The 18,392-nt window shown below is 71.3% G+C and carries 20 protein-coding genes; 18 read left to right on the plus strand and 2 right to left on the minus strand.

From position 1 onward, the window contains the following. Position 1: 1 nt before the first annotated feature. From ACZ4Z3_RS34415 to ACZ4Z3_RS34485, 15 genes are all read left to right on the plus strand, one after another. Positions 2–178 carry a hypothetical protein gene (locus ACZ4Z3_RS34415; protein WP_468504732.1) on the plus strand — a complete coding sequence of 59 codons (177 nt, stop codon included), beginning with the start codon at positions 2–4 and terminating at the stop codon, positions 176–178. A 64-nt stretch (positions 179–242) separates the two neighbouring features. After that, on the plus strand, positions 243–602 hold the full coding sequence (locus ACZ4Z3_RS34420) for a hypothetical protein (RefSeq protein ID WP_468504733.1): 360 nt from the start codon (positions 243–245) through the stop codon (positions 600–602). Next, the gene (locus tag ACZ4Z3_RS34425) at positions 592–1,038 is read left to right on the plus strand and encodes a helix-turn-helix domain-containing protein (protein ID WP_468504734.1); all 447 of its coding nucleotides are present in this window, start codon (positions 592–594) and stop codon (positions 1,036–1,038) included. The genes ACZ4Z3_RS34420 and ACZ4Z3_RS34425 overlap by 11 nt, the downstream gene beginning before the upstream one ends. Beyond that, positions 987–1,220, plus strand: coding sequence for a hypothetical protein (locus ACZ4Z3_RS34430; protein ID WP_468504735.1), 234 nt, complete (start codon positions 987–989; stop codon positions 1,218–1,220). The genes ACZ4Z3_RS34425 and ACZ4Z3_RS34430 overlap by 52 nt, the downstream gene beginning before the upstream one ends. After that, entirely contained in the window at positions 1,217–1,990 is a 774-nt protein-coding gene (locus ACZ4Z3_RS34435; RefSeq protein ID WP_468504736.1) for a hypothetical protein, read from the plus strand. Before ACZ4Z3_RS34430 ends, ACZ4Z3_RS34435 begins: the two co-directional genes overlap by 4 nt. Before the next feature lie 520 nt (positions 1,991–2,510). Next, positions 2,511–3,017: an HNH endonuclease gene (locus ACZ4Z3_RS34440; protein WP_468504822.1), complete on the plus strand. Its 507-nt coding sequence runs from the start codon at positions 2,511–2,513 to the stop codon at positions 3,015–3,017. Positions 3,018–3,138: 121 nt separating this feature from the next. Then, complete coding sequence (locus tag ACZ4Z3_RS34445) at positions 3,139–3,393, plus strand: hypothetical protein (RefSeq protein ID WP_468504737.1); 255 nt, start codon at positions 3,139–3,141, stop codon at positions 3,391–3,393. Positions 3,394–3,535: 142 nt separating this feature from the next. After that, the gene (locus tag ACZ4Z3_RS34450; protein ID WP_468504738.1) at positions 3,536–3,745 is read left to right on the plus strand and encodes a hypothetical protein; all 210 of its coding nucleotides are present in this window, start codon (positions 3,536–3,538) and stop codon (positions 3,743–3,745) included. Between the two features lie 5 nt (positions 3,746–3,750). Beyond that, positions 3,751–4,287, plus strand: coding sequence for a DUF6879 family protein (locus ACZ4Z3_RS34455; RefSeq protein ID WP_468504739.1), 537 nt, complete (start codon positions 3,751–3,753; stop codon positions 4,285–4,287). Beyond that, on the plus strand, positions 4,284–5,123 hold the full coding sequence (locus ACZ4Z3_RS34460) for a helix-turn-helix domain-containing protein (RefSeq protein WP_468504740.1): 840 nt from the start codon (positions 4,284–4,286) through the stop codon (positions 5,121–5,123). Before ACZ4Z3_RS34455 ends, ACZ4Z3_RS34460 begins: the two co-directional genes overlap by 4 nt. 86 nt (positions 5,124–5,209) lie before the next feature. Then, the gene (locus ACZ4Z3_RS34465) at positions 5,210–5,431 is read left to right on the plus strand and encodes a hypothetical protein (RefSeq protein ID WP_468504741.1); all 222 of its coding nucleotides are present in this window, start codon (positions 5,210–5,212) and stop codon (positions 5,429–5,431) included. 487 nt (positions 5,432–5,918) lie between these two features. Next, positions 5,919–8,537, plus strand: coding sequence for an RHS repeat-associated core domain-containing protein (locus tag ACZ4Z3_RS34470; protein WP_468504742.1), 2,619 nt, complete (start codon positions 5,919–5,921; stop codon positions 8,535–8,537). Further along, a complete protein-coding gene (locus ACZ4Z3_RS34475) occupies positions 8,534–9,136 on the plus strand; it encodes a suppressor of fused domain protein (protein ID WP_468504743.1) in 603 nt (200 codons plus the stop codon). The genes ACZ4Z3_RS34470 and ACZ4Z3_RS34475 overlap by 4 nt, the downstream gene beginning before the upstream one ends. Positions 9,137–9,877: 741 nt before the next feature. Then, positions 9,878–10,054, plus strand: a complete 177-nt coding sequence (locus ACZ4Z3_RS34480; RefSeq protein WP_468504744.1) for a hypothetical protein — start codon at positions 9,878–9,880, stop codon at positions 10,052–10,054. 86 nt (positions 10,055–10,140) lie between these two features. Further along, entirely contained in the window at positions 10,141–10,656 is a 516-nt protein-coding gene (locus tag ACZ4Z3_RS34485) for a hypothetical protein (protein WP_468504745.1), read from the plus strand. Here the strand turns inward: ACZ4Z3_RS34485 and ACZ4Z3_RS34490 are convergent. Both ACZ4Z3_RS34490 and ACZ4Z3_RS34495 read right to left on the minus strand, forming a co-directional pair. Further along, on the minus strand, positions 10,608–11,339 hold the full coding sequence (locus tag ACZ4Z3_RS34490) for a response regulator (protein WP_468504746.1): 732 nt from the start codon (positions 11,337–11,339) through the stop codon (positions 10,608–10,610). The genes ACZ4Z3_RS34485 and ACZ4Z3_RS34490 overlap by 49 nt on opposite strands. Continuing rightward, positions 11,336–12,691 (minus strand): sensor histidine kinase, encoded by a 1,356-nt coding sequence (locus ACZ4Z3_RS34495; protein ID WP_468504747.1) that lies wholly within the window; start codon positions 12,689–12,691, stop codon positions 11,336–11,338. The genes ACZ4Z3_RS34490 and ACZ4Z3_RS34495 overlap by 4 nt, the downstream gene beginning before the upstream one ends. A 400-nt stretch (positions 12,692–13,091) precedes the next feature. Here ACZ4Z3_RS34495 and ACZ4Z3_RS34500 point away from each other — a divergent pair, with 400 nt between their 5' ends. From ACZ4Z3_RS34500 to ACZ4Z3_RS34510, 3 genes are all read left to right on the plus strand, one after another. After that, positions 13,092–13,907: an ABC transporter ATP-binding protein gene (locus ACZ4Z3_RS34500; RefSeq protein ID WP_468504823.1), complete on the plus strand. Its 816-nt coding sequence runs from the start codon at positions 13,092–13,094 to the stop codon at positions 13,905–13,907. Then, positions 13,904–16,438: an FtsX-like permease family protein gene (locus ACZ4Z3_RS34505; RefSeq protein WP_468504748.1), complete on the plus strand. Its 2,535-nt coding sequence runs from the start codon at positions 13,904–13,906 to the stop codon at positions 16,436–16,438. The genes ACZ4Z3_RS34500 and ACZ4Z3_RS34505 overlap by 4 nt, the downstream gene beginning before the upstream one ends. 485 nt (positions 16,439–16,923) lie before the next feature. Beyond that, positions 16,924–18,333 (plus strand): Tat pathway signal sequence domain protein, encoded by a 1,410-nt coding sequence (locus ACZ4Z3_RS34510; protein ID WP_468504749.1) that lies wholly within the window; start codon positions 16,924–16,926, stop codon positions 18,331–18,333. Positions 18,334–18,392 lie beyond the last annotated feature (59 nt).

Here is an 18,392-nt window from a genome sequence, read left to right on the forward strand (position 1 = left end):
CATGAGCGTCATCCCCGACCACCTCGACGGCGCCGTCATCCCCGGCGGCTGCAACACCTGCAACGCCGAACAGCGCATCACCCAGGTCGAACCCGGCATGTGGACCATCGGCATCGCACACGACGACTGGTGCCCCACCTGGCAACGCATCCAAGCCCAACGCCAGACCCACCCCTGACCCGCCGCGCATCCGGTTCCAGCACCCCTCGCGTGCATCGCCCGCATACATGTACGGAGACCCCGTGACCGCCAAACCCCAGTACCCCGGCCGCGACCAGCTCGACACCGCCAACGCCCGCTTCCGCCGCGCCATCTCCCGACTCCACCGCGAGGCCGGCCGCCACGATCCCAAGCTGATGCCCGAGGTCGAGCGGATCGCCAGGGAGGCCGCCGAGACCCTCGGCAGGCTCGCCGCCGACGCCGAGGCCGCCGAGTCCACCAGCGCCCGCCACCAACGCGACCTCAAGGCGCAGGAGGACAAGCTCCGGGCCACGCTGCGGCCCGCCGCCCGGCGCGGCGACCAGCGGGCCGTCAGCATCCTCGCCCGCCTCGACGAACGCGCGGCACGCCGTCCCGGACCGGCGCCCGACGATGCCGCCTGACCCCACGGTCGCCGCGCTGCTGCGGCCGGACGGCTCAGTCGTCATCCCGCCGCACGTCGCGGGGGAGGTACTCCGCGCCCTCGTACGCGATCTGACGGCCCAGACGCGCGCCAACGGCGGCGAGATCTCCCCGGCCGCCCGGCGCGTCCTCTACGCACTCCACGCCGCCGAGCAGCAGGACACCCCCGGTTTCCCCACCGAAACCCCCACCGCCCCCGCTGCCACCGTGGAGTTGGGCATGAGGGAGGTCGCCGCGCTGCTGGAGTGCTCACCCCAGTACGCGCGGCGCCTCGCCCGTGAGGGACGTCTCACCGCCCGCCGCGCCGGCCGCATGTGGCTGGTCGACCGCGCGTCGCTCGACGCCTACCGCCACGGAGGGACCGAATGCCCGACCAGCCCCGCCCCACCCTCGGCGAAGCCGTCGCCGCCCGCCTGACCAGCCAGCCCACCCCCAACGCGGACGCCGAGCGCCAGTTCGTGGCCCGCCTCGACCCCGACGCCCAGCTGTACGGCACCCCGGCCTACGACGCGCTGCCCGCCCCGTACCGGGCCCGACTCGCCGCCCGCGCCCTCGAAGTCGCCCGCACCACCACCACCGGCCAGGGAGGCCAGGAATGAGCACCGTCACCCACCCCGCCGACCTCACACCCGCGCAGGCCCGCGAAGCGCTCGCCGCCGCCGAGAAGGAGAAGGCGGAAGCGCAGGGCCTTGCCGAGGCGCTCGCCGAGCGCGCCCGCGACGGTGACCCCGACGTCACACCGGCCAAGCTCGCCGAGGCCCGCCAGCTCGCCGACTTCGCTCAGCTCCGCATCACCGCCGCGGAACGCAAGCTCGCCGCCGCCGAGGACGCCGACCGCCACGCACGCGCCGACCAGCTCGCCGCCGAGGCCCGCGACCTCGTCGACGAGGACGACCTCCAGGCCCTCGCCGACGGCGTGCGGAGAGTCGCCGAGGCCACCGCCGCCCTGTACGAGGTCGCCGTGACGCGCAACGAGCGCATCCGTGCCGTGAACGCGAGCGCGCGCACCCTGGAGGGCGAGTTCACGCAGGCCGGCCAGCCCGGCGAACTGTCGACACGGCACGGTGTGGTGCGGCACCCCGAGGGCGTGATCGTCGGCCGACACGGACAGGCCATGCTCCTTGGCGCGGCCGAGCTACTCGCCGCCGCCGTACGTCTGGCCGGTGGCCCGTACCAGGTGACCGAGGGCGAGCTGATCGAGGCGTTCAACGGCCCGGACGGCACCCTCGGGCGCGTCCTCAAGGCGGTGCCTTCCCTCGCCGAGGAGTGGCGCCACAGCCCCGAGGAGTGGGCGCAGATGAGCCGCAGGCAGCAGTCCCACGCCGTCGCCGCCCGGCGAGCCCCTGTAACGGCCTCCATACCCCGCTGACTCCACTCTCTCCGCACACGACTGCGCCCGGCACCCCACCAGGGGCCGGGCGCTCTGCTGTTCCTCAGAGGACCGGATGCGTCCATGTCTTGCGGCGGCGGAACCAGCCACGCCACGTGACCACAACGGCGAAGTCGCCCTCCCCGACCCCAGGCGTCACCAGCACCATCAGCCCTTCCCCTTTGGCCACGGCCGCGGCCTCGGCGGATGACGCAACATGCATTGGATCGGACAGCCGACCCACGCGTATGTGCACGTCCCTCGCCACACGGTCCCCGACGTTCACGACCCGCGAGCGGCCCATCCCGCTCTTGGGAGGCTGCACTTCCCACGACGCGGCGTGACGCCCGCGCCACCAGGTCGCCACGGACGCTACGGCTGCGACGCTGCTCGCCGTGGCACTGACCAGCACGGCCCACTCTGTTGCCTTCACGAGGCAGCACCGTACGGGATGAGTGGAGCGCGGGCGCAGCTGTACCGTGCCCAGATGGCACAGGACAGACCACCCATCCCCGCGGCGATGCGCCGAGCCGTGCTGGAGGAATCCGGGTACGCGTGCGCGATTCCGGTTTGCCGTATGACGCCCGTGGAGATCGCCCACATCGAGCCATGGTCGAAGGCCCAAGAACACACCTTCGACAACCTCATCGCGCTCTGTCCGAACCACCACACGCGGTACGACGTCGAGAACCGCATCCCGCGGGCCTCCATGCTGAACTACAAGGCGAACCTCGCCCTGTTGAACGGCAGATACAGCACCCTGGAGCGGCGGCTCATCGAGCAGGCCGCTGACTGGGCACCCAACACTGAGATCCCGATCCACATCGGCGTGCGCATCCTGATCAGCCGCTTCCTGGATGACGGACTCCTCGCGGAAGCCGACGATCTGATGTACCAGATCACCGGGTTTGAGGGCGGGATGAAGACCACCCTCCTCTATCGGTTCACAGAGAAGGGGCGGGAGTTCATTCGCCGATGGCACGGGGGTGAACCGCTCGCCGTCGCGACGGAGGCCGCAGACTGCTAACCCGTACGACACAGCGCCCAGCACCTCACTGCAAGGAGCTGGGCGCTGCTGTTTGCGGATCGTCAGGCGTGGTCGTAGCCTCCCGCTCGACCTCGCCCAAGCGGGGTGGGAAGGAAGCGCGATGAGCGAGTCGTTCGAGGAACTGGAAACGCGGTACAGGACCGCCCTCAACCGGGTGAGCGAGGCGTACCGAGCCTTGCAGGAGGTCATGGGCGACCCCAAGCCCCTTGCGCTGGGGGAAGATCCTCCGGTACTGACCAAGGCAGAGCGTGACGCACAGACCGAAGCCATGCAGGCGTTCCAGGAGTACGTGCCCTTGCGGGACCGGTACTGGGCGACACGTTGGGGACGCGAGGGTAATCCGCCCAAAGCCTGACGGCAGAGTTCCGCGCCCGGCAACCTCCCTCGACGAGGTGCCGGGCGCCGCGGCGCGAGCAATTCCGAGCAATCTTGCCCCGCCTGGCCCGCATTCCTCGCATCCTGATGGTCAACCCGACAGCACGAGAGGCAGAGGACCCATGGCCCTTCAGCTCCGCATGCTCGGTACCACCAGCGAGGACGGCAAGTGCCCCACCCTGTACGAGGACACCGCCACCGGCGACATCGTCGTGCAGGGCTACACCGTCACCGACCCCGAGGACATCGCCCAGATTCAGCACGTCCTCGACGGCGAGTCGTTCGTACGGGTGCCACGCGAGCTGCTGACCCGCTTCGCCCCGAAGGAGTAGGTCGCGTGCCGCAGTTCATCGACGACGACTCGTTCGGCGCGTACTTCGAGGACTTCGCCCACACGGCCTGGAGGCTGGAGACCCGCCGCGGGTACGGCTCCGACCGTGCCGGCGCGAAGTTCCGCACGTGGCTGGAGACCGGCCGCACGGCGGACGACATCGACCGGCCATGGTGCGTCAACGTTCGCGCGCAGACCAGCGCGGGCAAGCGCATCGAGCGCGTCCGCCTGGCCGATACCCCGCCGACCCCGGAGCAGCGCTACCTCCTCGCCGCGGCCTCGACGAACAACGCGGCCGGGGAGGACATCCGCTACCTGTGGCGGGCGGACGCCGAGAAGCTGCGCCTCCCCGCGGTCGACTTCTGGCTGTTCGACTCCCGGCACGCCCTGGTGCTGCACTTCGACGATGCGGACGACTACCTCGGCGCCGAGCTGGTCGACGATGCCGCGCGCATCGTGGAGTTCTGCCAGATCCGCGATGCTGCCTGGCATCACGCAGTACGGCGTGACGAGTTCGCCGAGCAGGTAGCTTCGGGGCCGTGACCGACTACCAGCACGCTCGGAGGGTCCTCGGCGCGCGTCTGCGGGAGCTGCGCGTCGAGGCCGGCCTGAACGGGCGGGAGTTCGCCGCCCGGATCGGCTGGCAGCAGTCCAAGGTGAGCAAGCTGGAGAACGGTAAGCAGACCGCCAGCATCCCCGACGTTGAGGCGTGGGCGCTGGCGGTCGACCGCCCCGAGGCGGCGGCCGAACTCCGGGCCAGTCTGCGCACCCTGGAGACGTCCTACCGCAGTTGGAAGCGCCAGCTCTCGGCCGGACACCGGGCGGTGCAGGAGGGTCACCTCCTTCAGGAGCAGGACGCCCGCGAGATCCTCATCTTCGAGTCGGGCATCGTCCCCGGCATCTTCCAGACCCCTGAGTACGCCCGCGGTGTGCTCACCGATGTGTCCAACCGGGTCGGCTCGCCGAAGGACATCGAGGAGGGCGTACAGGCCCGCATGAGACGACAGGAGATCCTCTACCAGCCCGGCCGCCACATCCACGCCGTGCTGTGGGAGGCCGCCCTCCACGTCCTGCGGTGCGAGCCTGCGGCCATGGGCGCGCAGCTGGAGCGGCTGACGGCCCTGATCGGCTCCACCACGGTCACGCTCGGCGTGATCCCGTTCGGGGTCCGTACGCCGTTCTCCCCGAAGCACGGTTTCTGGATCATGGATCAGTCTGTGGTCGTCGCCGACACATGGAACGCTGAGCTGTGGCTCAACTCCGCTGACGACGTCACGTTCTACGCGAAGGTGTGGACGTTGATCAGCGAGTCGGCGGTGTACGGCCACCAGGCGCACCGGCTGATCATGCGGGCGCGGGCCGCCCTCGACCTCGCCTGAGCAATCCAGCGCCAGGCGCCGCACGTTGCCGCAATACCGAGCAATCGGCGGGCATTGCCGCAATTTGCGCGCCTACGGTGCCCGGCATGGACGCGCAGACCACCACCCCGAGCACCAGCCAGGACACCGCCGAGGACAGCCCCGCGCCGGTCGCGTACGGCTGGTGCAGCTGGCATGAGGGCTACGCCGGCGGTATCCGGCTGATCCACATTCACGAGCAGGGCTCCGGGCCCGGCGGCGGCATCTTCGCGTGCGGGCCGTGCCGTGACGTGCACGGCCTCGTGCCGTTCGCAGACCAGCCACGGTGACCGTGCGGGAGTTGCCCAGCGCGGTCGACATGCCGCGTGAACGGTGGGCGGGCCGGGCGTGCGTCTGGTGCGGCACCCCGCTTACGTCCGGGGCGGTGTCGCAGGGCATCGCGCGCGGGCAGGTGGGGGCGATCGTCCTTGATGCCGAGGTGTGGGCGTGCCCTGGGTGCGCCGAGAGCCCCCGGCCCGACAGCTAGCCGCCCCCGTGCGAGGCGGTTGGACCGGGCCCCTGCGCGCGTACGCGTCTCCGCGCGCAGACATGAGGCGGCCCCCGGACGGTTCGCGTGTCCCGTCCGGGGGCCGTTCTCTGTGGTGCGAGCGGCACGGATCGTACCGCCGATTGTGCAACGGGGTGCACAACCTGTGGATTCGCCCCGGCCTCCATCCCGCAAACCCGCTACAGGCCCGATTCCGGAGCCCCGAGCGAGGGCCCGAAACTCGAAACTTCCCAGCTCAGCCCCGATACGCGGCGGGACGCCTCTCCGAGGTGAAGGACGAGGCAGGCAACCTCTGGTCGTACCAGTACGACGTGCGGGGGCGGCAGACCAAGGCGGTCGACCCGGACGCCGGTACGTCCTGGATGACCTACAACGACCTGGACCAGCTGAAGACGGTCCGCAACCAGCGTGAGATCACCCTCACCTTCACCTACGACAAACTGGGCCGTCAGCGCTCGCTCTTCAACGGCGACAAGAAGCTGACGACCTGGGAGTACGACAGCGCGACCGTGCCCAACGGCAAGGGGCGCCTGACCTCAGCCACCAAGTGGGTGGGGGAGAACGGCTACGTCTCGTCGGTCGACGCGTACGACGTGGCGGGCCGCCCGACGAAGACCTCGGTGGTCATTCCGGCCTCCGAGGGCAAACTGGCCGGGACGTACACGGCCACGGCGTCGTACAAGCCGGACGGCTCGATCGACGACATCGGCCTCCCGGCGGCCGGCGGCCTCCCCGCCGAGACAATCACCACGGGCTACACGGCGACCGGTCTGACGTCCTTCACCCTGGGCGACACGACCGACTACGCCCGCGAGACCCGCTACTCCAACTACGGCGAGATGCTCCAGCTGACTCTGGGCACCGCCAGCGCGGACAAGTACACCTGGCTCACCAACACCTACGAGGAGGGCACCCGGCGCCTGGAACGCGTCCGCATCGACCGGGAGATCGTCAAGACCCCCGACTCCGACATCACCTACGGCTACGACGCCGCAGGGAACATTCTCGGGATTGCTGACGCGCCCGAGGGCAAGACGGCGGACGTCCAGTGCTTCACCTACGACTACCTGCGCCGCCTGACCGAGGCCTGGACCCAGACGGCGACCACCTGCGCACCGAGCGCCGGTGAGGCGACCGTCGGCGGCCCGGCACCGTACCGGCACTCCTACACGTACGACGCCGCGGGCAACCGCACCGGCGAGGTCCGCCACGCCACCGGCACCACCGGTGATGCGGCAATCACGCAGACGACGACGTATGTGCCCAAGGCCACGGACACCAAGGGTGGCACGCACGCCCACGCCTTGAAGTCGGCCGAGGTCCGCACCGCGACGGCGGCCAAGGAAGTGACGGCGGCCCAGAGCTTCCAGTACGACGAGGCGGGCAACACCATCCGCCGTACCAAAGCGGCGACGGACCTCTCCCCGGCGGTCGACCAGAAGCTGGACTGGGACGAGGAAGGCCGTCTGAGCGCGGTCACCCCGTACCTGTCCGGCGACAACCTGGACGAGGCCAACAAGACCTCGTACCTGTACGGCCCGGACGGAAGCCGCCTGCTCCGCAAGGAGAAAGGCGCGGTCACGCTCTTCCTGGGCAGCCAGGAGATCCGCCTCGACACGACGAAGAACACCCTGTCGGGCACGCGCTACTACTCCCACGCTGGCAAGAAGATCGCCGTACGGACGACTGCCGGGGTGACCTGGCTGGTCGGTGGTCAGAACGGCACCGCCGAGATCGCCATCAAGGCTGCGAACTCGGCGATCACACAGCGCCGCACCCTCCCCTTCGGTGAGGTGCGCGGCGCCAAGCCGACGGCAGGCGCGTGGCCGGGCGACAAGTCCTTCGTGGGCGGCACAGCGGACGCGACGACGGGCCTGATCCAACTCGGCGCCCGCGCGTACGACCCGGCGACGGGACGGTTCGTCTCCGTCGACCCCGTGCTGAACGTCGGGGATCCGCAGCATCTGAACGCCTACGCGTACGGCCGCAACAACCCGCTCGCCTTCCCGGACCCGACGGGCCTGTACTGGGGTGAGTCCTGGATCAGCCCGATCGGTCACGGTGCTCTCGATGTCGTGGGGTTGGTCCCAGGCTTCGGTGAGCCCGCCGATCTGCTCAACGGCCTGTGGTACACGGCCGAGGGCAACTACATCGACGCAGGTCTCGCCTACGCCTCGGCGATTCCGCTCGCGGGCTACGCGGCGACCGCGGCGAAGGGCGCGCGATACGTCAACAAGGCGGTGGATGCCGCCGACACGGCGTCGGATGCCACCAAGGCGACCGAGAAGACCAAGGACGCGGTCGACGCCGCCGACAAGGTCACCCCGCCAGTCACTCCGAAACCGAAGCCGGTTCCCAAACCAGCGCCCCCGGCCAAGGCCAAGCAGGCACCCGAAGCCAAAAAGGGTGATTCCGGCGGGAAGAAGGACGACGGGGCGGCGAACAAGTCCGATGCCGGAGGAAAGAAGGACGGCAACGGCGGCAAGAACGGCAAAACCGGTCAAGCAGGTCCGGATGTCCTGTACCGCTCGCCGGGCACAGGTAAGAGGGCCAGTGAGGCGAAGGGGCTCAACCCCGCCAACCACTCGGGCAAGTATCCCACCGCCTATCTGTCCAACCTGCCCGAGGGCGCTGCCCACTACGCGGGCAACGGCCACGATCTCGGCATGCATGTCTTCACCATGAAGCCCGGATTCAGGGAAGCGTTCGGTAATAAGGAATACCCCTTGGAGAACTCCATGGGCTTGACGGAGGGGCTCACGGAATGGAGAATCCCGGCCGACCGTTTTGACGAGTTCAACTCGTACATCGACCATGATCTGACGGAGTGGTGGCCCGCTGCTGATGGCCACTTCTTCCCACCACCGGGAACCAGGCACACGGTATGACGGAAGGTGAAATTCTGATGGTTCACCCAGACGACCGCGACCGGTTCGGACGTTTCGTGGAAAGCATGAGGGCGAAGTTCGCCGCGGCGCCGGACATCCAGGATGTTCCGCCACGGGAGCCCGAAGACGGGCCGGTCCTCGCCTTGGTGTACACGAATGTGCCCGAGCCCGGGTTCGTGACCGGTCTCACCTATGGCCTGTCACCGTTTCGCCGGGCGAACGCGCAGACACCCGCTCGCGAGCTCTGCATCACGATGCGGTCGACCGATCCTGCATGGGCGAGGGTGCCGGCTCTCACTGTGGCCGCTCTGCGCGGCTTGTGCCCGTTTGATTCGGGGATGGTGGTCGGGTACAAGAAGCCGTACGTTCCGCCCTCGGATCTGAGCAGTCTGGTCCTGGCTTCGGCTCCGCCGCCGTTGGCGCTCGCCGACCCTGTGGATGTGACGACCCCGGGTGCGGACGCCCAGGATCTCATCGAGATCGTCGGTGCCTATCCGGTCTATCCCTCGGAGCGGACTGCCGTCCATGCCGACGGGCTGGGGGTGCTGTTCGATTCCGAATGGGATCCGTACGACCCTGGTCGCCAGACCGTGGTCTGACAATTCGGGCCCCTGGATATCCAGGTAGCACGATCGTCGGGGAGTGCGTCACGCGCTCCCCGACGCGCACCTGTTTATGTTTGTCGAAGCGCTCGCTCACGTCTTGCTCTGCTTGGTCGTGAAGGCTGGTAATGGCTGTGGATCTCGATGTTCGTGTCCGAGACACGTGATGGATCGCCATGTGCGACATCTGCGGCCCTTCGCATTGTGACAGTGGGCAAGTCGTCGGGGCACTGTTGTTTGTATGGAAACGACAAGGCGTCCTGATCGTCCTGCTACTGTTTTGAACAGCTAATTTGTGTGCTCGGGGTGCTCTTGCTGGTCGCTCTGCAGCAAGTCCCGGTGGACAGCCGGTGGACAGACGCCTTTGGACGGTGCGTCACGGGGTAACACGAGTCAATCTGCTGCACGTGCTCTGATCAGGAAAAACATCACCACGCAGCACGGCGAGACACCAGGCAACACGAACGCTCATGGTCTCGTAATGCGTAGGTCTCGGGTTCGAATCCCGAAGGCGGCTCCACTTGGAACCCCAGGTCAGGATTCTGATCTGGGGTTTTTGCTGTGTGGGCTTCGCTGGGGCCGTAGGTCAGGTGTGTTGTTGGTGTTGTTCTGGTAGGTGGCTTTGCGGGTGGGCCCAGACGACGACGTTGTCCGGGTGAGTCCGGCCTTCTTGGGCAGGGGGATCCGGGGGCGGCTTCCGGGCTTGTCGATGCTCTGCTCGATCTGGTCCCCCGGGGCGTGGACGGGCGCCGCGACTGGTGTCTTGCCCCCTCTCCGCTGCGGGAGCATCTGGCCGGCCTCGCGGACTCCGCCGGGCGGCTGGAGGAACTGGCCCTCGACGCCCGGTTCCTGGTCTTCGCCGATCCGGATCGGCTTGCCCGCGTACTCCACCGGGTCGATCTCCCGGGCGGTTGAGCGCCCTCGCCTTCGGGGCGGTGGGTGGGCGGACCGTTCTCGCGACCGGTCACCGGGGGCTGGGACTGGTTCAGTTGTGGGATCCGGTGCGGGGGAAGCTACTCGAACGGTTTGACGGGGGTGACGCCGGTCTGGCCCTCGGCTCCGTCGCCGGGCGGGACGTCTTCGCCGCGGGAGTGGGGCGCGAGGTCCGGATCGGTGACGCCCGCGACGGGCGGCCCGTGGCGGTCGTCGAGAACCCGGGGGCCACGGTGACCTGCCTCGCCCTGGCCACCGTCCGCGGCCGTCCGCTGCTGGTCACCGGGGACAGCGCCGGCACCGTACGGATGTGGGACCCGGTCACGGGACGGTACCTCACCACCCTCGCCACGTACGCCCGCCTCGTCCACGAGGTCGCCGTCGGGGCCATCGACGACGAGGCGTACGTCTTCGCCCAGTCCCGGGCAGGGCGCGTGACCGCCTGTCGGCTCCACGGTGGCGACCTGTCGATGCTGTGGCCGGCTCGCGACGAGGACTCCCGGCGGCTCGGGCAGGGAACCGGGGGCCCGGCCGGTCAGGGGGCGGCAGCCGTGGAGCCCGGGGTGATCAGACCCGACTCGTAGGCGACGACCACCGCCTGGGCGCGGTCGCGGAGGTTCAGTTTCGCGAGGATGCGGGCCACGTGCGTTTTCACGGTGGCCTCGCTCAGGTGGAAGTGCGTGGCGAGTTCGGCGTTGCTGAGGCCCGTGGCCAGGGCGCGCAGGATCTGGCGCTCCCGGGGGGTGAGGGGTGTCAGATCGCGGTGGAGGGCCGGGGTGTCCGGGGTGGGGGACAGGAAGCGTTCGATGAGGCGGCGCGTGATCGTGGGGGCCAGGAGGGCGTCGCCGGTGCGGGCCAGGCGGACGGCGGCCACCAGGTGTTCCGGGGTGACGTCCTTGAGGAGGAAGCCGCTGGCACCCGCCGCGAGGGCTGCGTAGACGTACCGGTCCAGGTCGAACGTGGTCAGCATGACGATGCGGGGTGGCGTCGGGAGATCGGCCGCGAGGATCTCGCGGGTCGCCTCCAGACCGTCCTTGCCGGGCATGCGGATGTCCATCAGGACCAGGTCCGGGTGGGTGCGGTGGACCGCGTCCACCGCCTCGTCACCGTCGGCCGCCTGCGCCACCACGTCCATGCCGTCCGCCGTCAGGATCATGCTGAAACCGGTGCGGACCAGGGCTTGGTCGTCCGCTATCACCACACGGGGCGGCACAGGGGGAGAAGAGGGAGGGGGAGGGGGAGAGGAGCGTGGTGGTGGCTGGGTCATGGGGCCTCCTCCGGGCGGTTCAGCGGAATCGCCGCTTCCACGCGGTAGCCGCCTGTGGGGCGTGGGCCCGTGCTGAGGGTGCCTCCGTAGACCGTCAGACGTTCGCGGAGGCCCAGCAGACCCCGGCCCGTGCCCGTGGCGGCCTCGGGCGTGGGGGTGCCGCCCGTGTCCGTCACCTCCACCCGGACCGTGGTGGGCGTGTGGTCGACGGTGACCTCGACCCGGGCGCCCGCCGCGTGCTTCACCGTGTTCGTCAGGGCCTCCTGCACCACCCGGTACGCCGCGAGGTCCGCGCCGGGTGGCAGGGAGGACGTGGGTGACGGGGTACCGGTGACGGTGAGGTGCACGAGGACGCCCGTCTCGCGGACGCGGTCCACGAGGGCGGGCACATGGGCCAGGCCCGGTTGCGGGGAGAGCGCGGGGTCCAGCGGCGTCGGCACGGGGGAGGCCGCAGCGGACGGGGCTTCCGTCGTCATCGTCAGCAGGTGCATGACGTGCCGTAGTTCGGACATCGCCGTGCGGCCGCTCGCCTCCACGGCGAGCAGCGCTTCGCGGGCGTGGTCCGGCGCGGCGTCCATGACCTTGCGGGCCGCACCCGCCTGGATCACCATCACGCTCACATTGTGGGTCACGACGTCGTGCAACTCCGCGGCGATACGGGAACGTTCACGGTCGACGGCCAGCTGGGTCGCGGTCTCCTGCTCGTCCTTCAGGGCGTGCACGCGTTGCTTCCAGGTGTGGATCGCGTTGGCGCCCAGGCCCACACCGAGCAGGGCGACGAACGGGATCACACTGGGAGTGAGGTACGGGAAGTTCTCCTCGGGGTACGCCGCGATCAGGCCGGCGCCCGCCACGAGGCTCGCGATCGCGCCCAACCGGTGCGGGCTGTGCACGGCCGCGCTGTACGCGGCGATCACGCACGACAGGAACGTGTACACGGTCGTGTCGCCGGCCCCCAGGCGCTGGTTGAACAGCAGCGCCGTACCCGTCACCGCCCAGAACGCCACCAGTGGCCAGCGGCGTCGCACGGCCAGGGGCAGCGCGGTCAGGGCGGCGAGGACCAACTGCCAGGCGGGGACGGGGGCGAGACGCGGTTCCGGGGGCGCCCCCGGCAGGGGCGGTACGACCGGCGGCGCCGGTACGGCTCCCGGGAGCGGCGACTCCAGCGGGGCGGGCGGCAGCAGGACCGTGCCCGTCCCCTGGCGCAGCGCCGTGACCACCGTGCACACGGCGAGGAGGAGCGCCAGCGTCGCGTCGGCCGTCCACATCCAGCGGGAGGGGCGGGGGAGCGGGACCGGCGTGAGGACGGGGGAGAGGAAAGCCGGCGGGTTGAGGCGCGAGAGGCGGCGCAAGGGGGACGGCAGCCGCGCCCCACCGAGTCCTCCTGACCGCCGCGGCGCGTGCGGGTTCGGGTCGATGTCCGAGGCTTGTCCGGCGGCGTCCGGCCCCGTCCGTCGCCTTCGGTTCGTCAGTCCCTTGCGCATCGCATCGCCCGTGTCGTCGTCGCCCCGCCGCCCATGCGCACAGTCTGGCAAGCGGGTTCGGGCGTCACATCGTTCTCCGTGCGGACGGGGTCTGCATCCTCCGCGTACATCCCAGGGATGACGCCCCGTACGGGTCCGTCGTGTGCGGCAGACGAGGTCGTCGCCGTGGGGGACGACCGGTCGCCCCGCGCTTCCTAGCGTCGTGGTGCGTCATCAACCACCGTCCTGGGGAGGTCTCGTGGCATCGACCACGACCGCGAGTACGGCCATGAACGGGGCCGTCGCCGCGCCCGTCATCGACATCCGTGAGGTGAGCCGGGCGTACGGCGGCGAAGGACCGCCCGCGCTCTCCGGTGTCACCTTGAGCGTGCGGGCCGGGGAGGCCGTGAGCATCATCGGGCCCTCGGGGAGCGGCAAGTCGACGCTGCTGAATCTGATCGCCGGACTGGACCGGCCCAGTTCGGGAAGCGTCACGGTCGACGGCGTACGGGTGGACAAGCTGAACGAGGCGGGCTCCGCGCGCTACCGGAGGGCCAAGGTCGGCATGGTCTTCCAGTTCTTCAACCTGCTGGACGACCTGACCGTCGGCGACAACGTGCTGCTGCCCGCCCAGTTGGCGGGGATGCCCGGCGGCGAGGCACGGCGACGGGCCGCGAGCCTGCTGGAGTATCTGCGGGTCGACCGGCACACCCGCGCGTATCCCGGACGGCTCTCCGGTGGCGAGCGGCAACGCGTCGCCGTCGCACGGGCCCTGATGAACCGTCCGGCGCTGCTGCTCGCCGACGAGCCCACCGGCGCGCTGGACACGGCGTCCGGCGACGACGTACGGCGACTGCTCACCGACCTCCACGCCGACGGGCAGACGATCGTCCTCGTCACCCATGACCTGGGTCTCGCCCGTTCCTGTGCCCAGCGGACGGTCGAGCTGGTGGACGGCCGGATCGTCCGTGATGTGGCCGCCGACGGAGCCGGTGCCGGCGCCGGTGCCGGTGCCCGTGCCGGTGGCGCAGGGGACGACTGGGGTGGTGGCCCGCAGGGTCCCGGTCGGCGTCCGGGTGGGGGCGTGGCGGGGGTGGGGCGGTGAGCGCCCTCGGGAAGGTGGTGCGCGCCGGAGTGGGGCGGCGGCGGGTGCAGACCGTGGTGATGGTGCTGACGACGCTGATGGCTGTCACCGCCTCGGTCCTCGCGGCCGGGCTGCTGGTCGCCGCGCGGGCCCCCTTCGAACGGGCGTTCGCAGAACAGCGTGGGGCGCATCTGGTGGGGCAGTTCGACGGTGCGCGGGCCTCGGCCACCGAGGTGAAGGCCACCGCCGAAGCCGCGGGGGTGGCTGCCGCCGTGGGGCCCTTCCTGAGTCTCTCCGTGCGGCCGCGTACCGCCTCGCAATCGGAGTTCGTGCCCGCCGGTGTCGATCTTCCGCCGTTGACCGTCGTCGGCCGGGCCGACGCCGCGGGGCCGGTCGACCGGATCGAACTCGTCGAGGGCGCGTGGCCCTCGCGGGCGGGTCAGATCGCGGTGGACGAGAGCGAGGTGCCCGTACGGCCGGGGGCGCGCCTCACGGTCCCGGACGCGCCGGGCAGTCCGACGCTGACGGTGGTGGGCGTCGCGCGATCGGTCACGGGCACCGCGGACGCGTGGGTCACCCCGGACCAGGCGAAGGCGCTGGCGGGGGCGCCGGCGGGGGCCACCGATGCGGCCGTGGCCTCCCGCCCGTCCCCGTCTCCGTTCCCGTCTCCGTCCCCGTCTCCGTCTCCGTCTCCGTCCGCGTCTCCGTCTACGTCGTCGTCTGTGGCCCCGTCTTCGTACTCGTACGAGATGTACTACCGCCTCCGTGACGCCCGCACCGCCGCCGACGTCGCCGCCGGGCGGGCCGCGGTCGCCGGTGCCGTGCCGGAGGGGGTGATGACCGGGGCGCGGTCGTATCTCACGGTGAGGCAGGAACAGACGGCGAACGCGATGGCGTTCGTACCGTTCCTGGTGGCCTTCGGCGGGCTCGGGCTGTTCCTGTCGGTGCTCGTCATCGGGATCGTGGTCGGCGGGGCGGTGGGGGCCGCGACGCGCCGGATCGGGGTGCTCAAGGCGCTCGGGTTCACTCCGGGACAGGTCGTACGGGCCTACGTGGCGCAGGCGTTCGTACCGGCGGCCGTGGGATGCGTGCTGGGGGTGGGGCTGGGCAACGCGCTGGCCGTGCCGGTGCTCGCGGAGGCGGGCGACGTGGTCGGGGCTCCCACGACGACGGTCCCGCTGTGGATCGACGTGGCGGTGCCGGCGGGCGCGCTCGTCCTGGTCGCGGGTGCCGCGCTCGTCCCCGCGCTGCGGGCGGGACGGCTGCGGACGGTCGAGGCGATCACCGTGGGGCGTACGGCCGGCGAGGCCGGGCGGGGAGCCGGGCGGCTCGGGCGGCTCGCGTCGCGGCTCGCCCGGCGGGTGCCGCTGCCCAGGGCGGTCGGGCTCGGGCTGGCGTATCCCTTCGCGCGGCCGGGGCGGTCGCTGGTCGCCGCGGCGGCGGTCGGGTTCGGGACGGTGTCCGTCACCTTCGCGGTGGGGCTGGCGCTGACGCTGGGCGCGGTGCAGGAGGGGCGCCTGCTGAACTCGGCCGCCGACGTGGTCGTCGAGGCCGGCGGCGGACAGGGGCCGCCCGGCGCGGACGTCGTCCGGGCCGGAGGCGAGGAGGAAGGGGAGCGGGCCGATCCGGGGGCCGTGGCGGACGCGCTGCGGGCGCAGGAGGGCACCGCCCGGTTCTACGGCACCGCCCAGGCCCAGGTGGCGGCGTCCGGGGTCACCGGGGCGACGACCGTCGTGGCGTACGAGGGCGACTCGGCGTGGGGTGCCCCGCAGATCGTCTCGGGGCGCTGGCTCGACGGAGCGGGCGAGGCCGTCGTCACGGAGCGGTTCCTCGACGCGGCCGGTATCGGGGTCGGGGACACGGTGGCGCTCACGGACGACGGGCGGCGGACCACCGTACGGGTCGTCGGGGCGGCGTTCTTCACCGAGGGCGGCAGCATGGCACTGCTCACCTCGACCACCACGCTCGCCGACCTCGGGCTCGGCGCCGACGCCCGGCCCGGACAGTTCCATGTACGGACGGAACCCGGCACCGATCCGGCGCGGTACCTCGACTCGTTGAACGGCGGGCTGAAGGCCGCCGGTGTGGGCGCCGTCGCCCGGACCGGCACCCCGGGCACCTCCGGTGTGATCGTGGCCATGGACGCGCTGATCGGGATGCTCACGCTGATGCTGGTCGTGGTCGCGGGGCTCGGCGTGCTCAACACGGTCGTCCTCGACACCCGCGACCGGGTCCGTGACCTCGGTGTCCTGAAGGCGCTGGGGATGACGCCCCGCCAGACCGTCGCGATGGTCGTCACCTCGGTCGCGGGGGTCGGTCTGCTCGCCGGTGTCGTGGCGGTCCCGGTCGGTGTCGCCCTGCACCGTGCCGTCACTCCTCTCATGGGCGACGCGATCGGCATGTCCGTACCGGCCGCCGACATCGCCGTCTACGACCCACCCGTCCTGGTGCTCCTCGCGCTGGGCGGGCTGGTCCTCGCGGTGGCGGGCGCCCTGCTCCCGGCCGGCTGGGCGGCACGGGCGGGGACGGCGACGGCGTTGCGGACGGAGTGAGCGGAGGCCTGGCGGCAGACCGAGGGGAACGGTGGGGGCGCGAACCGGCCACGGGGCGGGGCTCCGGTCCGCCGTCGGGCGGGCGCGCCTTCCTCGGCCATCCGCTGCGCGAGCCGCGCACGCGGGGCGGCCTTCCGGGTGGCGGAGGGCCCCCTGGCCGCTCCGCCCTCGGCCGAGGGGGCTTGTCGCGGCGGTGGCTCGGCGTGGAGGGGGCTGGGTGTGCAGGGGCTGGGCGTGGAGGGGGCTGGGTGTGCAGGGGCTGGGCGTGGAGGGGGCTGGGCGTGCGGGGGCTGGGCGTGGAGGGGGCTCGCGGAGGGGTTGCGTGGGGGCAAGTTCCGGGCGGCAGTCCGGCGATTGCCCCAACCGGCGCGCGTGTCACAGCCGTTGACCCGGATCAGGAGCGCCAGCACAATGAGCGGCGCGCGCTCTGAGAGCGCTCTCAAACGGCAGGTGCCGCCTGATGTCCCGCACCCCAAGGGAGAACCATGACCGGCAGACCAGGTCCGACACCCAGCCGTCGCGCGCTGCTCGGCTTCGGCGTGGCGGCGCTCACCGCGACCGGCCTCTCCGGCACGGCCCACGCGGCACCCGGGGTCCCCGCCAGGCAGGAGCCCGGCGCCGCCAAGGCCCCCGGCGGGTCGGCCCGACGGCGTGCGCGGTCCTTCCTCGCCGCCGCCATGGACGCCTACCCGGACCACGGCACCGTCCGGCTGACGCAGAGCTACACCGACCAGGCGAACCTGTTCAGCACGGCGTTCACGTACGACAACGCCCTCGCTATCCTCGCCCACTTGGCGGTGCGCACGCGGGACGGCGAGGCCCGGGCCGTCACCCTCGGGGACGCGCTGATCTACGCCCAGACGCACGACCCGGCGTACGACGACGGCCGGTTGAGGCAGGCCTACAACGTCGGGCCGTACGTCTTCTTCGACGGCGTGCCGCAGCCGCACGGCTTCGTACGGCCGGACGGCACCGCGAACGTCGGCACGCAGTTCGGCTTCACGGGGACGGCCGTCGGGGACATGGCGTGGGCCGGTATCGCGCTGAGCGCGCTGGCCCGGCGGACACGGGCCCGGCGGTTCCTCGCGGCGGCGGTGCGGATCGGGGAGTGGATCGAGCGCACCGGCCGTACGGACGAGCCCCTCGGCGGCTACAAGTTCGGTGTGAACGGGGCGAACGAGAAGCTGCCGTTCACGTCGACCGAGCACAACACGGACCTGGTCTGCCTGTTCGGGCGGCTCGCCCGGCTCACCGGCGACCGGGTGTGGCGGGAACGCGCGGCGCGGGCGGAGGCGTTCGTGCGGCGCATGTGGGAGCCGGAGGGCGGCTTCTTCTACACGGGCACCAACGACGGGGTCACCGTCAACAAGTCCCCCGTTCCCGAGGACACCCAGACCTGGACCCACCTCGCGCTCGACTCGCGCCGCTTCGCGCGGTCACTGGACTGGGCGGCCGGTGAACTGGCCGTCCTGGACCACTCCGGGCGCCGCAACAGCACGGTGCCGGCCGGGCAGTCGTTCGAGGGGGTCACGTTCAGCTCGGCGAGCCTCGTCGCCGACGAGGACAAGCCGATCGCCGAGTTCCAGCCGAAGCCGGACCGCAACGGCGTGTGGTTCGAGGGGACCGCCCATCTGGCGCTCGCGTTCCGTGACCGGGGGGCGCGCGGCGACGAGTACCGCGCCCGGCGCCTGCTCGACTCCCTCGAACGCGCCCAGGACCACCTCGGCACCGCTCAGACGGTCGGCGGCCGTACCCTCCCGGAACGCTCCGGCATCGTCTCCGCGAGCAGCCCCCTCGACACGGGTTTCGGCTTCGGCTACTACCCGTACCGGCACACCGGGGCGACGGCCTGGTACCTGATGGCGGCGGTACGGGCGAACCCGCTGCGGGCGTGAACGGGCCCGGGTGACCTCGGAGAAGCGGCCCCCTTCGCGCGAAGCCATCGCGCGGGGGA

It is taken from the genome of Streptomyces sp. NPDC030296 (assembly GCF_055572815.1).